8 protein-coding genes are annotated in these 13,526 nt (G+C 73.5%); 6 read left to right on the forward strand and 2 right to left on the reverse strand.

Annotated elements, in window-relative coordinates:
* Nucleotides 1–291: 291 nt before the first annotated feature.
* Both ACMA1D_RS30550 and ACMA1D_RS30555 read right to left on the reverse strand, forming a co-directional pair.
* On the reverse strand, nt 292–1,968 hold the full coding sequence (locus ACMA1D_RS30550; RefSeq protein WP_414727234.1) for a PucR family transcriptional regulator: 1,677 nt from the start codon (nt 1,966–1,968) through the stop codon (nt 292–294).
* A gap of 13 nt (nt 1,969–1,981) precedes the next feature.
* Nucleotides 1,982–3,784: a glycoside hydrolase family 15 protein gene (locus tag ACMA1D_RS30555; RefSeq protein ID WP_414727242.1), complete on the reverse strand. Its 1,803-nt coding sequence runs from the start codon at nt 3,782–3,784 to the stop codon at nt 1,982–1,984.
* Nucleotides 3,785–4,304: 520 nt separating this feature from the next.
* Between ACMA1D_RS30555 and ACMA1D_RS30560 the strand changes: the two genes are divergently transcribed.
* The 6 genes from ACMA1D_RS30560 (at nt 4,305) to ACMA1D_RS30585 (ending at nt 13,269) form a co-directional block, all read left to right on the forward strand.
* The gene (locus ACMA1D_RS30560; RefSeq protein ID WP_414727235.1) at nt 4,305–5,990 is read left to right on the forward strand and encodes a CTP synthase; all 1,686 of its coding nucleotides are present in this window, start codon (nt 4,305–4,307) and stop codon (nt 5,988–5,990) included.
* Nucleotides 5,991–6,136: 146 nt separating this feature from the next.
* Nucleotides 6,137–6,766, forward strand: coding sequence for an NUDIX domain-containing protein (locus tag ACMA1D_RS30565; protein ID WP_414727236.1), 630 nt, complete (start codon nt 6,137–6,139; stop codon nt 6,764–6,766).
* 987 nt (nt 6,767–7,753) lie between these two features.
* A complete protein-coding gene (locus ACMA1D_RS30570) occupies nt 7,754–9,961 on the forward strand; it encodes a tetratricopeptide repeat protein (protein WP_414727237.1) in 2,208 nt (735 codons plus the stop codon).
* 132 nt (nt 9,962–10,093) lie between these two features.
* The gene (gene ald / locus ACMA1D_RS30575; RefSeq protein ID WP_414727243.1) at nt 10,094–11,209 is read left to right on the forward strand and encodes an alanine dehydrogenase; all 1,116 of its coding nucleotides are present in this window, start codon (nt 10,094–10,096) and stop codon (nt 11,207–11,209) included.
* A 384-nt stretch (nt 11,210–11,593) separates the two neighbouring features.
* Entirely contained in the window at nt 11,594–12,712 is a 1,119-nt protein-coding gene (locus tag ACMA1D_RS30580) for a ParA family protein (RefSeq protein ID WP_414727238.1), read from the forward strand.
* On the forward strand, nt 12,697–13,269 hold the full coding sequence (locus ACMA1D_RS30585; protein ID WP_414727239.1) for a hypothetical protein: 573 nt from the start codon (nt 12,697–12,699) through the stop codon (nt 13,267–13,269). Before ACMA1D_RS30580 ends, ACMA1D_RS30585 begins: the two co-directional genes overlap by 16 nt.
* The last annotated feature ends 257 nt before the right edge of the window (nt 13,270–13,526 follow it).

The raw sequence follows: 13,526 nt of genomic DNA on the forward strand, positions 1-13,526 counted from the left end.
GACCGCAGCAGATCCCCGGAGGAGACGCGATCCCGGCTGGGGCGCGGTCGGAACCTCGGAGGCCCGGACGAGCCACGATCTCCGGGCGAGCCGCAGCCGGAACCCAGCAGATCCCCGTACGAGCCGCGAGCCCCGCGAGACCCCAGGGGCCCCGACGGACCCGCGGCCCCCAGATTGGCCGCGTCCAGCCCCCAGCAGGTCCCCGGACAAAACCGGGAAGCCTGGATGCCCCGCCGAGCCCCAGGCGAGCGCAGCAGAACCGCAGACGGGTCCCTGCCGGGCACACCCGCGCTAGGGCAGGTGGCGCCGGGCCTGGAGGGCCAGGCCGAGGGCGAGCACCGTGCGGGGCTCGTCCAGGTCGCTGCCGAGCAGGCGGGCGATGCGCGCCAGCCGGTCGTACAGCGTCTGCCGGTTCACGTGCAGTTCGCGCGCCGTCTCCGCCTTGCGGCCCGCGTGTGCGAGATACGCCTCAAGCGTCGGCAGCAGCGGTGGCCTGGCCGTGCGGTCGTGGCTGAGCAGCGGGCCGATCATGCGGTGTACGAAGGCCGCCAGGTCGCCGTGTTCCCGCAGCCGCCACAGCAACAGGTCCACCTCAAGGCCGCGCACGTCGTGCCACGGCCGGTCGGGCAGCTCACGGGCGGCGCTCGCGGCCGACGCCAAGTGCCGCAGCTCGGCGCCGACCGCGTCCCAGCCGCCGACCAGCCCCACCACGACCACCGGCGGCCCCGACCTGGCCCCACGGTGCCCGAGCGCCGGCGCCTGCTCGGGCCAGGCGCGTTCCACCGCGGCCCGCAGCGCGCCGGTGACCCGCTCCGCGACCGCCGCCCGCTCGTCCGCCGCGCGCACCCCGACCAGCAGCGGTACCCGCGCCTCCGGCAGTCGCACGCCCAGCAGCACCGGCGCGCCCACCGCCGCCAACTCCTCGCCCAGCGCCCCGGCCAGTGCCGCCCAGTGGTCGCCGCCGTCGGGCAGTACCACCGCTGTGGGCAGCGCCATCACCATCGGCAACAGGGGGCCGTCGCCCGGCCGGAAGCCCAACACCCGGGCCTGCGCCGGCGCGTCGGCCGCCGTGATCCGCTCCTCGGCCAGATCGGTGAGGAAGTCGCCCCGGCCGCGCGCCGCGAGCTCCTCCTCCTGCCGGGCCTGGAGCAGCACCAGGGCCAGCAGGTCCGCGGTGCGCTCGGCCGCCAACCGGTGCACCGGTGCCAGCGGCCCGGCTGCCGGTAGCACCACGAGCCTGGCCCGTACGGCGCCGGGCCCCGGGCCGCCCCCCGGCACCTCCACCACGACGCTGCCGGCCGGGCCCGTCGCATCCGGGCCGGTGGCCGCCGCGCCCTGCCGCCGGCCGCGCAGCCCGTCCCACACCTGGAGCGGATCGGCGAGCGCCGGCCGGCCGGCGGGGCCCGCCGCGTACAACAGTCGGCCGTCCGCGCTCTCCAGGAACACCGGGTTGTCGGCGAAGCGGGCGAAGAGCCGCAGGATCTCGGGCACGCCGCCGCCGCGCAGCCGCACCTCGGTGCACTGCCGGTGCACCTCGTCGGCGCGCCGCAGCAGCGCGTAGTGCGCATGCACCAGTTCGGTGTGGATTTCCTCGGTGACCGCGACGAACGGCACCTCGCGGTGGAGTTGGACCAGCGGCAGCCCCAGCGAGCGCGCCGTGTCCACGACCGCGGCCGGCAGCGCGGTGAACTGCGAACCGAGCTCCACCACCAGGGCCGCGATGCCGCGCTCGGCCAGCCTGCGGACGAAGGCGCGCTGTTCGGCGGCCCTGGTGCCCAGGCCGATGCCGGTGGTCAGCAGCAGTTCGCCGCCCTTGAGCAGGGCGGCGATGGTGGGCGTCTCGCCCGCGTGCACCCAGCGCACCGGTCGCCCCAGCCCGTCGGCCGCGGTCAGCACCTCCGGCAGGCCGCGGCGCAGCGCGGGCAGCTCCAGTGCCCGCGCCACGGTGATCGCGGGAGGCTCGGGCACCGGCGTCGCGACCTCAGCCGCCGTACGCGCCGGAGGCGGTGAGCCGCAGGGCCGTGTCGATGAGCGGCACGTGGCTGAACGCCTGCGGGAAGTTGCCCACCTGGCGCTTCAGGCGCGGGTCCCACTCCTCGGCGAGCAGCCCGAGGTCGTTGCGGAGGGCGAGGAGGCGCTCGAAGAGCTTGCGGGCCTCGTCCACCCGGCCGATCATCGCCAGGTCGTCGGCGAGCCAGAACGAGCAGGCCAAGAAGGCGCCCTCGTCGCCGGGCAGCCCGTCCAGGTTGTCGTCGCCGCTGCTGGTCGGGTAGCGCATGACGAACCCGTCCGGCGTGGACAGTTCGCGCTGGATGGCCTCGATGGTGCCGATGACCCGCTTGTCGTCCGGCGGCAGGAAGCCCATCTGCGGGATGAGCAGCAGCGAGGCGTCCAGTTCCTTGGAGCCGTAGGACTGGGTGAAGGTGTTCCGCTCCTTGTCGTAACCCTTCTCGCACACGTCGCGGTGGATGGCGTCGCGCATCGCGCGCCAGCGCTCCAACGGGCCGTCCGCGTCACCGGCCTCGATGAGCTTGATGGTGCGGTCCACCGCGACCCAGGCCATCACCTTGGAGTGCACGAAGTGCCGGCGCGGGCCGCGCACCTCCCAGATGCCCTCGTCGGGCTCGTTCCAGTGCTTCTCCAGGTAGCCGATCAGTTTGAGCTGGAGGACGCTCGCGTAGTCGTTGCGGGCCAGGCCTGTCATGTGCGCCAGGTGCAGCGCCTCGGTGACCTCGCCGTACACGTCGAGTTGGAGCTGTCCGGCCGCGCCGTTGCCCACCCGGACCGGCTGCGAGCCCTCGTACCCGGGCAGCCACGGCAGCTCCGTCTCGCCGAGTTCCCGCTCACCCGCGATGCCGTACATGATCTGGAGGTTCTCCGGGTCACCCGCCACCGCCCGCAGCAGCCACTCGCGCCAGGCGCGCGCCTCCTCGCGGTAGCCGGTGCGCAGCAGCGAGGAGAGGGTGATCGCGGCGTCGCGCAGCCAGGTGAAGCGGTAGTCCCAGTTCCGTACGCCGCCGACCTCCTCGGGCAGTGAGGTGGTGGGCGCGGCAACGATGCCACCGGTCGGTGCGTAGGTCAGGGCCTTGAGCGTGATCAGCGAGCGGACCACCGCGTCCCGGTACGGGCCGTGGTAGGTGCAGTGCTCCACCCACTCGCGCCAGAACTCCTCGGTCGCCTCAAGGGCCGTCTCCGGCTCGGGCAGCGCGGGCGGCTCCTTGTGCGAGGGCTGCCAACTGATCGTGAAGGCGATCCGCTCGCCCGGCGAGACGGTGAAGTCGGAGTAGGTGGTGAGGTTCTTGCCGTACGTCTCGGCCGTGGTGTCGTGCCACACCGAGTCGGGCCCGGCGACGGCGACCGTCCGCCCGTCCACCTTGCGCACCCACGGCACGACCCAGCCGTAGGAGAAGCGCATCCGCAGCTCGGAGCGGATCGGCACGCGCCCGCTGACGCCCTCCACGATCCGGATCAACTGCGGGGCGCCGTCGCGCGGCGGCATGAAGTCGATGACCCGTACGGTGCCGCGCGGGGTGTCCCACTCCGATTCCAGGACCAGCGAGTCACCGCGGTACCTGCGGCGGTCCGCCGGCGGCGCCGGGGCGTCGGCCGGATGCGCCGGGCCGAGCCGCCAGAATCCGTGCTCCTCGGTGCCGAGCAGCCCCGCGAAGACGGCGTGCGAGTCGAAGCGCGGCAGACACAGCCAGTCAGCACTGCCGTCCCTGTTGATCAAGGCGGCGGTCTGCATATCGCCAATGAGTGCGTAATCTTCAATGCGCCCGGCCACGTGCATCCCCATTCGAACGGCCGCCTCGCCCCCGCGGGGCGCCTTGCGGTCTTGCGGTTCTGGATCTTGGACGAGCTGGTGCTCCGGAGGCAAACGGGGGGTGAAGTGCCACACCGGGTCGGCTCGCAGCGTGCGTCCGTGCAGGATACGTCGCACGGGCCCGATCCGTGGGAAGAGTCCCACATGGTGGCTGCCGCCGGGGGCGCTCGCGCGGTGGTGAGCTGGTGGGGTGTGCGGACGAGATGTGCGCGCCGTGTGAGCTCCTCGCGAGGCCCTTGGTATCACCGCAGGTCACAGGGTTTCCGGGCAGCTTGTTCCAGAAGCTGGCGGGGCGCCACCGGGCGCGGCGGCCCCGGGGCGCTGATAGCCTGGTATCCCGTGGAAACCGGTGGACACCTGGGCGACATTTCGGGTGACGCCGGACCGCTGCGACGGCATCGCCCCACGCCTGGGACGCCGCCGGGCGCACCTCACTTCGCGATCCCACGGGAGCCCCCTCTTGGCACTGCCACCCACATCCATGACGACCAAGCACATCTTCGTCACCGGGGGTGTCGCCTCCTCCCTCGGCAAGGGGCTGACAGCCTCCAGCCTGGGTGCGCTGCTGAAGGCGCGGGGCCTGCGGGTCACCATGCAGAAGCTCGACCCGTACCTGAACGTCGACCCCGGCACGATGAACCCGTTCCAGCACGGTGAGGTCTTCGTGACCAACGACGGTGCCGAGACGGACCTGGACATCGGCCACTACGAGCGGTTCCTCGACGTCGACCTCGACGGCTCGGCCAACGTCACCACCGGCCAGGTCTACTCGCAGGTCATCGCCAAGGAGCGGCGCGGCGAGTACCTGGGCGACACCGTCCAGGTCATCCCGCACATCACCAACGAGATCAAGCACCGCATCCGGCGCATGGCCACCGACGACGTGGACGTGGTGATCACCGAGGTCGGCGGCACGGTCGGGGACATCGAGTCGCTGCCGTTCCTGGAGACCGTCCGCCAGGTGCGGCACGAGGTCGGCCGGGACAACGTCTTCGTCGTGCACATCTCGCTGCTGCCCTACATCGGCCCCTCCGGCGAGCTCAAGACCAAGCCCACCCAGCACTCGGTGGCGGCGCTGCGCAACATCGGCATCCAGCCGGACGCCATCGTGCTCCGCGCCGACCGGCACGTGCCGACCGCGATCAAGCGCAAGATCTCGCTGATGTGCGACGTCGACGAGGCGGCCGTGGTCGCGGCCATCGACGCCAAGTCGATCTACGACATCCCCAAGGTGCTGCACACCGAGGGCCTGGACGCGTACGTGGTGCGCAAGCTCGACCTGCCCTTCCGCGACGTGGACTGGACCACCTGGGACGACCTGCTCGACCGGGTGCACAACCCCGACCACGAGGTGACCGTCGCCCTCGTCGGCAAGTACATCGACCTGCCCGACGCCTACCTGTCGGTGACCGAGGCGATCCGCGCCGGCGGCTTCGCCAACAAGGCCCGCGTCAAGGTCAAGTGGGTCACCTCCGACGACTGCACCACCGAGGCCGGCGCCGAGCAGCAGCTCGCCGACGTGGACGCGGTCGTCATCCCCGGCGGCTTCGGCGAGCGCGGGGTCAACGGCAAGGTCGGCGCGATCCGGTACGCCCGGGAGAACAAGGTCCCGCTGCTCGGCCTCTGCCTCGGCCTCCAGTGCATCGTCGTGGAGGCGGCGCGCAACCTGGCGGGCATCGCCGGCGCCAACTCCACCGAGTTCGACTCGGCCGCCACCGACCCGGTCATCTCCACCATGGCCGAACAGCTCGACATCGTCGCCGGCGAGGGCGACATGGGCGGCACGATGCGGCTCGGCATGTACCCGGCCAAGCTCGCCGAGGGCTCCATCGTCCGCGAGGTCTACGCGGACCAGCCCTACGTCGAGGAGCGGCACCGCCACCGCTACGAGGTCAACAACGCCTACCGGGCCGAGCTGGAGAAGAAGGCCGGCATCGTCTTCTCCGGCACCTCGCCCGACAACAAGCTGGTCGAGTACGTGGAGTACCCGCGCGAGGTCCACCCGTACCTGGTCGCCACCCAGGCCCACCCGGAGCTGCGCTCCCGCCCGACCCGCCCGCACCCGCTCTTCGCCGGCCTGGTGAAGGCCGCCGTCGCGCGCCAGCAGGAAGCGGCCGGCGACACCCGGCCCGCGCCGGAGGCCGAGGGCACCGCCACCGCGTCGTAACGCGAGGCCGGACCGATACGGTTGCCGGGGTACGCGCCTGTCAGCGGGCACGTACCCCGGTGTCGTACCCGGAGCCGGGCGTCCCGCGGCGCCCGCCCCGTCGCGACCGGCTCACCACCGCACAGCCAGCTCAGGAAGGCGCAACGATGGGCATCAAGGACACCGCCGAACAGTGGCAGGTCGTGACGAGCACGACGCCCTTCACCGGCAACAAGACGAGCGTCCGCACGGACGAGGTCGTCATGCCCGACGGCTCCACGGCCCTGCGCGACTACCAGGTCCACCCGGGCTCCGTCGCCGTCCTCGCCCTCGACGACGAGGGCCGCGTCCTCGTCCTGCGCCAGTACCGCCACCCCGTACGCCACAAGCTGTGGGAGATCCCGGCCGGGCTGCTTGACGTACCGGGCGAGAACCCGCTGCACGCCGCCCAGCGCGAGCTGTACGAGGAGGCGCACGTCAAGGCCGAGGACTGGCGGGTGCTGACCGACGTCTACACCACCCCGGGCGGGTGCGACGAGGCCGTACGGATCTTCCTGGCCCAGGGCATTTCGGAGGCCGACGGCGAGCGGTTCGAGGTCTTCGCCGAAGAGGCCGACATGGAGCTGGCCCGGGTCCCGCTCGCGGAGCTGGCCCGCGGCGCGCTCGCCGGCGAACTGCACAACAACTGCCTGGTGGTGGGCGTCTTCGCGCTGCTCGCCGCGCAGGCGGGGGACGGCATCGACGCCCTGCGCCCGGCCGATGCGCCGTGGCCGGCCCGGCCGTTCGAGAACGTCTAGGACCGCGGGCCAGCAGGTGCGCGCCGGCGGGGCGGGCCCGGAAGGGGACGGGGGCACGCCGCCGGCCGCGCGGGGTCGGCGCGGGCCCGGGGCGCGCGGTCGATCCGATCAGGTGATGTTCGAGGTGGGTGTGCAGCCGGGGTCGCCCGGTGGGTGGGGGCCGGTGAACTAGGCTCGTGCCGCCCGGCCGCGCTCGTGGCCGGTGGCCGCGCGGGAACGGGGTCGCCCCGCCCCAGCCAGGGAAAAGGAGCGTGAGCCGTGGCCGAGCAGGCGGTGGGCACCCGGGGGGACGTCCCGCCGGACGAGCCCGCGACACCACGACCCGAGTCACCGCCGGGGGACATACGGACCTCGCCGCCCACCCAGGACCAGACCTCCGACACCCGTCCCCCGACGGCACGGCAGGAAGCGGACCCGCCACGCCCCGCGACCCGGGGCGGGGACGCCCCTGCCCCGGCCGCCCGGGAAGCGGCCGTCCCGGACTCGGCTGATGCCGGTTCCGTGGTGTCCGGCGCTGCGGCTGCGGGGCCTGTGCCCGCGGGGGCCGTGGGGGCCCAAGAGGCCGCGGAGCCGCCAGCCGTTGCGGTCTCGCGCCCCGCTCCGTCTCCCGCAGACCCGGCCGTGCCCGATCCCGCCGCGCCTCGTCCCGCTGCCGCGGACCCCGTGCCCGCGGACGCTGCACAGTCCCGCGACGCACCGGGGGCGTCAGCCGCTGCGGACACCCGCCCCGCTCCGTCTCCCGCAGCCCCGGCCACGTCCCCCACACCCAGCGAAGCCCGCGCCGACGCTCCTGCGGGCCCCCCGGCGCCGTCGGGCACCACCCGACCCGGGCGAATCGCTGAGGCCGATGAGCCTTCGGAAGACCCTGACATCGTTGTGGCGGCCCGGGAAGGCGAGGCCGCTGGGGCGGCAGAGGACGCAGGGGCCGCCGCTTCACCGGGGGCGTGCGGGGCGGCCGAGCCGCGTCGTACGGCCCCTCGTGCCGCTGTGGTGCCCGGGGCGGACGACCTCGGCGGGCCGGCCGCAGGGCAGCCGCGGCAAGCGGCGCGGGTCGTACGGCGCGACGCGGGCGTGGACGTCGTCGGCCCGCCGGGGCGCTTCGCCGGGCGGCGGCGGGAGTTGGCCGGGCTGCGCGCCGACATCGACCGGGCCGGCCTGGACACCCTCGCCGGGCGCAAGGCGCCACGCAGCCGGGTGCTGCTCATCGCGGGGCGGCCGGGCTCGGGGCGTACCGCGCTCGCCGAGGCGTTCATCGCCCAGGTCGCCCGCGACTACCCGGACGGGGTGCTGCGCGCCCAGTTGACCGCGCCGGACGGCGAGCCGGTGCCCACCGGGCGCAGCGCCCGCGACCTGCTGGTGGCGCTCGGCGTCGGCGCGGCGCCGGGCGCGGACGAGGACGAACTGACGGAGGCGCTGCGCGCTGCCCTCGCGGGGCGGCGCGCGCTGCTGTTCCTGGACGACGCCGACAGCGCCGAGCAGGTCGACGCGCTGTTGCCGGACGCCCCCGACTGCCTGGCCCTGGTGGTCAGCCGGGGCCCGCTGACCGGCGTGCCCGACGTGCGCCCGTGCACCGTGGGCGGACTCGACGAACCCGCCGCCCTCGCGCTGCTCGAACAGTACGCAGGACCCACCCGGATCACCGTCGACCCGGTCGCGGCGCGCTCGGTCATCGAAGAGTGCGGGGCCCAGCCGGCCGCGCTCGCGCTGGCCGGCGGCTGGCTCACGGCGCGCCCGCAGGCGTCGGTCTCCGACCTGGTGACCCGGCTGCGCGCGGTGCCGGCCGAGGTGGGGGCCGAGCACGCGGGCCGCCCGCTGGCCCGCGCCTTCCACCTGGTCGCCACCTCGCTGCCGACCCGGGCGGCGCGCATCCTGCGGCTGTTCGCGCTGGCCCCGGGCGGCTGGGTCGACGCCCACACCGTCTCGGCGCTGGCCGGCTGCTCGGTGCAGAGCGCCCAGCAGGCCCTGACCGACTTCCTGGCGCACGGGCTGCTGCGCCCGCTGCCGCCCGCCGGTGCCGACCGCACGCCCGCCAGCGACGTGATGCCGCCGCGCTACCAGCTCCCCGGTTGTCTGGCCCCCGCCCTGGCCGCGCTGCTGGCCGAGCACGAGCGGGCCGCCGAGGTCGAGCTGGCCCGGGCTCGGATGCTGGAGCGCTCGGTACGGCTGCTGCACTCGGCCCACCTCGCCGCGGCGCCGGAGGGCGAGACCAAGGACGAGCGCACCGCGGAGCTCCCGGCGCCGCTGCGGTTCCCCGACCGAGCCGAGGGCGCGCGCTGGCTTCGTTCGCGCCAGCCCGCGCTACTGGCCGCCGCGCGGCTCGCGGCTCACGACGGCGGTCTGGACACCCTCGCCCGCCGGCTGCTCGCCGCGCTGACCCACGCCCTGACCGCACACCGCGGCCCGGCCGGCGCCGCGCCGGAGCTGTACGAGCTGCACGAGCTGGTGCTTGAGGTGGCCACCCGGCGCGAGCTGCCGCTGGAGCGGGCGGCGGCCCTGCTCAACCTGGGTGACCTGGACGCCAGGGCCCGGCGCACCGATGCCGCGCTCGCCCGGTACCGGGGCGCGCTCAAGGCGGCGCGCCGCGCCGAGGACCCGTACGCGATCGGCCGTTCCCTGGAGTCGATCGGGGCCACCTACCACGAGCTGGCCGACTGGCCGCGGGCCGCCGACTGGTACGGCCGGGCCCTGGAGCTGCGGCTCACCCGGCGCGAGCTGCCCGACCAGGCGCGGCTGTACGGGCGGCTGGGCACCGTGCACGCCTGCGCGGGGCGGTGGAGCGAGGGGCTGCGGGGCTGGCGGGCGGCGGCGGCCACCTACCGCAGGATCGGCGACGTGGCCGGGCACGCGCACGCGCTGGGCGAGGTGGCGCGGGTGCTGGAGCACGCGGGGCGTCCGGGTGAGGCGTTGCACACGTGTCAGGAGGCGGTGGAGCTGGCGCGCCGGGCGGGGGACGGGCGGGCCCACGCGCTGGTGCGGATGCGGCTCGCGAACCTCCTCCAGCGGCTCGGCGACGGGCCGGGGGCCGATCTCCACCGGCGGGCGGCGGCCCGGGTCCTGGGGCCACGAGAACCACGCATCGTATCGGTCGCCGCTGAAGCCGTAACGGAGGCTGAAACGGAGGACGCTGGAGAGGCCACCCAAAGTGACACGCCAGACTCGACCTGCGAAATCAGCAGCACTCGCCGGCAAGATTGATGCAATGCAAGGCTAGACAGCGCGACATCCTTCATTAGACTGGGATTACGGCGACCGCCACGGTCGTTTCCGGTATGTAAATGCATAGCCGGTATTGTCCGGAAAATCCCAGAAACAAGGACCGTGATCGACGTGAAGGTCGGCATCCCCCGCGAGGTCAAGAACAACGAGTTCCGGGTGGCCATCACCCCCGCCGGTGTGCACGAGCTCGTGCGCCATGGCCACCAGGTCTTCATCGAGAAGGGCGCCGGCCTCGGCTCCTCGATCACGGACGAGGAGTACACCGGCGCCGGTGCCGCCATCCTCGACACCGCTGACGAGGTGTGGGCCACCGCTGACCTGCTGCTCAAGGTCAAGGAGCCGATCGCGGAGGAGTACCACCGCCTCCGCAAGGGTCAGACCCTCTTCACGTACCTGCACCTGGCGGCCTCCCGCGAGTGCACGGACGCGCTGCTGGAGTCCGGCACCACCGCCATCGCGTACGAGACCGTCGAGACGGCCACCCGGCAGCTCCCGCTGCTCGCGCCGATGTCCGAGGTCGCCGGGCGGATCGCCCCGCAGGTCGGCGCCTACCACCTGATGCGCTCGGCCGGTGGCCGCGGCGTGCTGCCCGGTGGCGTCCCCGGCGTGCAGGCCGGCAAGGCCGTCGTCATCGGTGGCGGCGTCTCCGGTTGGAACGCCACGCAGATCGCGGTCGGCATGGGCTTCCACGTCACGCTGCTCGACAAGGACATCAACAAGCTGCGCGAGGCCGACAAGGTCTTCGGCACCAAGGTGCAGACCATCGCCTCCAACGCGTACGAGCTGGAGCGCGCGGTCCTGGACGCGGACCTGGTCATCGGCGCCGTCCTGATCCCCGGCGCCAAGGCGCCGAAGCTCGTCACCAACGAGCTGGTGTCCCGGATGAAGCCCGGAAGTGTACTTGTCGACATTGCGATCGACCAGGGTGGCTGCTTCGAGGACTCGCACCCGACCACGCACGCCGAGCCGACCTTCCCGGTCCACAACTCGGTCTTCTACTGCGTCGCCAACATGCCGGGTGCGGTGCCCAACACCTCCACCCACGCGCTCACCAACGCCACGCTGCCCTACATCGTGGAGCTGGCGAACCGCGGCTGGCGCGAGGCGCTGCGCCGCGACGCCGCGCTCGCCAAGGGCCTCAACACGCATGAGGGCCAGGTCGTTTACGGCCCGGTCGCCGAGGCCCACGGCCTCTCCTCGGTCGAACTGAGCTCGCTGCTCGGCTAGATCGGCGACCTTCGGCGTCAACACCCCACCAATGGCCGGGCCTTGCCGAGCGGCGAGACCCGGCCATTGGTGTGCGCGACGCGCCCGGGACTACGGGGCGCGCGACGCTCGACCAACTCGCCTTGAACACAACTTTTTAGCCGCTATGGGCGGCTGCGAAACCTCGACGCCGGGCGCCATCCGCCCTTGACATCCGAGTGTTCTGTTGCCGACACATCCGGCTGTGTCCGGCGGATTGTGTTGCTGCGAACCGCCGACACGCCATAGAGTCGCCAATCGTCGGCATGGTGTCACGCTGACCAATCGAGAAATTTCCTGGTCACCAAGGAGGTAGGACGACTTGTGGATGAGTCGACATTTTCTCCCGGGGGTGGTCAACCAGGAATGGCTGCGCGGGGCCAGAGTCCCTCAGGGCAACGGGCTGTCGGCTCCGTCGCTGTCCACACCTTCGCTGCCCACCAGAGCATGACGAGAGCCCACCAGAGCATGGACGGCCAACACGTGAACGCCATGGCCGGCGAGCAGGGCGGGACCGACCCCGCGACCTTCGCCGACTACGACGCAATGCCCGAGGGGCACTTCTACGACCCGGACGCCGAGTACGAGCCCGATCCCGAGTACGCGGCCACCCTCGCGCCCGACGCGGCCCGTCAGCGCCGTGAGCGCATCGGCCCGACGGGTCGCCCGCTGCCCTACTTCCCGATCCCGGGACCGCTCACCGAGCACGGCCCCGCCAAGATCATCGCGATGTGCAACCAGAAGGGCGGGGTCGGCAAGACCACCTCGACCATCAACCTGGGCGCCGCGCTCGCGGAGTACGGCCGCCGGGTGCTGCTCGTCGACTTCGACCCGCAGGGCGCCCTGTCGGTCGGCCTCGGCGTGAACCCGATGGAGCTCGACCTCACCGTCTACAACCTGCTCATGGAGCGGGGCATGTCGGCGGACGAGGTGCTGCTGAAGACCGCCGTCCCCAACATGGACCTGCTGCCGAGCAATATCGATTTGTCGGCCGCCGAGGTGCAGTTGGTCAGCGAGGTGGCCCGCGAGTCCACCCTCCAGCGCGCACTCAAGCCGCTGCTGGCCGACTACGACTACATCGTCATCGACTGCCAGCCCTCGCTCGGCCTGCTGACCGTGAACGCGCTCACCGCGGCGCACAAGGTCATCGTGCCGCTCGAATGCGAGTTCTTCGCGCTGCGCGGTGTCGCGCTGCTCACCGAGACGATCGAGAAGGTCCAGGAGCGGCTCAACCCCGACCTGGAGCTGGACGGCATCCTCGCCACCATGTACGACTCGCGCACGGTGCACAGCCGCGAGGTGCTCGCGCGCGTGGTGGAGGCGTTCGACGACCACGTCTACCACACGGTCATCGGCCGTACGGTGCGCTTCCCCGAGACGACCGTCGCCGGTGAGCCGATCACCACGTACGCGTCCAACTCCGTCGGCGCCGCCGCCTACCGTCAGCTCGCCAGGGAGGTGCTCGCCCGGTGTCACGCCGAGTGAGTCTGCCCGGAGCCGACGAGCTGTTCCGCACCACCGGGGGCACGGCCCTCCAGTCCTCGTCGCCCCGCCGGCAGAACAACGGCGAGGAACGGGCGGCGCCGGCCGACGCCCGGGGGCGGGTCCCCGGCCAGGCGACCGACGCCGACGCGGCTGACGCGCGGCGCCCGGCCGACGCCGACGAACAGCCGGGCGCCGGCCACGAGGGCCGCGACGGCGGCCAGGAGCCGAGCGACCGGCGGTCGGCGGGGCAGGAGCGCCCCAAGTCCCGGCAGGCACCGGCCGCCGACCCCGCCGCGGCACCGGCCCAGGCGCGCCGCCGCGGCAGAGCCGGCGGCCGGCGGCCCAGCGGGCGCGAGCGCCACGACGAGAAGATCACGGTCTACGTCTCCGCCGAAGAACTCATGGACCTGGAACACGCGCGACTCGTGCTGCGCGGCGAGCACGGCCTCGCCGTGGACCGCGGCCGGATCGTCCGCGAGGCGGTCGCCGTCGTCCTGGCCGACCTGGAGTCGCGCGGCGACGCGAGCATCCTCGTACGGCGTCTGCGCGGTCGCTGACCGGCGCGGAGATCCCGCACATCGCAGGGTGGCGGCGGTAGCCTGCCCGCTCGTACGGGCCGATCGCCCGCCCCTGCACCTTGGAACCGCATGCCCACCAACGACGACCCCGCCCCGGCCGCCGAGCCGCGCGCCCGCCGCCGCAGCCTCGGTCGGGGCCCGGGCACCCGTCCCGCCGCCGGGCCGCCCCCCGCCGAACCGGCTGAGCCGCCGCGGGAGACCGCCGCACCGCCGGCCGCCGACGCGGGCCCGACACC

The sequence above is a fragment of the Streptomyces sp. 796.1 genome (assembly GCF_047525675.1).
Lineage (GTDB): Bacteria > Actinomycetota > Actinomycetes > Streptomycetales > Streptomycetaceae > Streptomyces.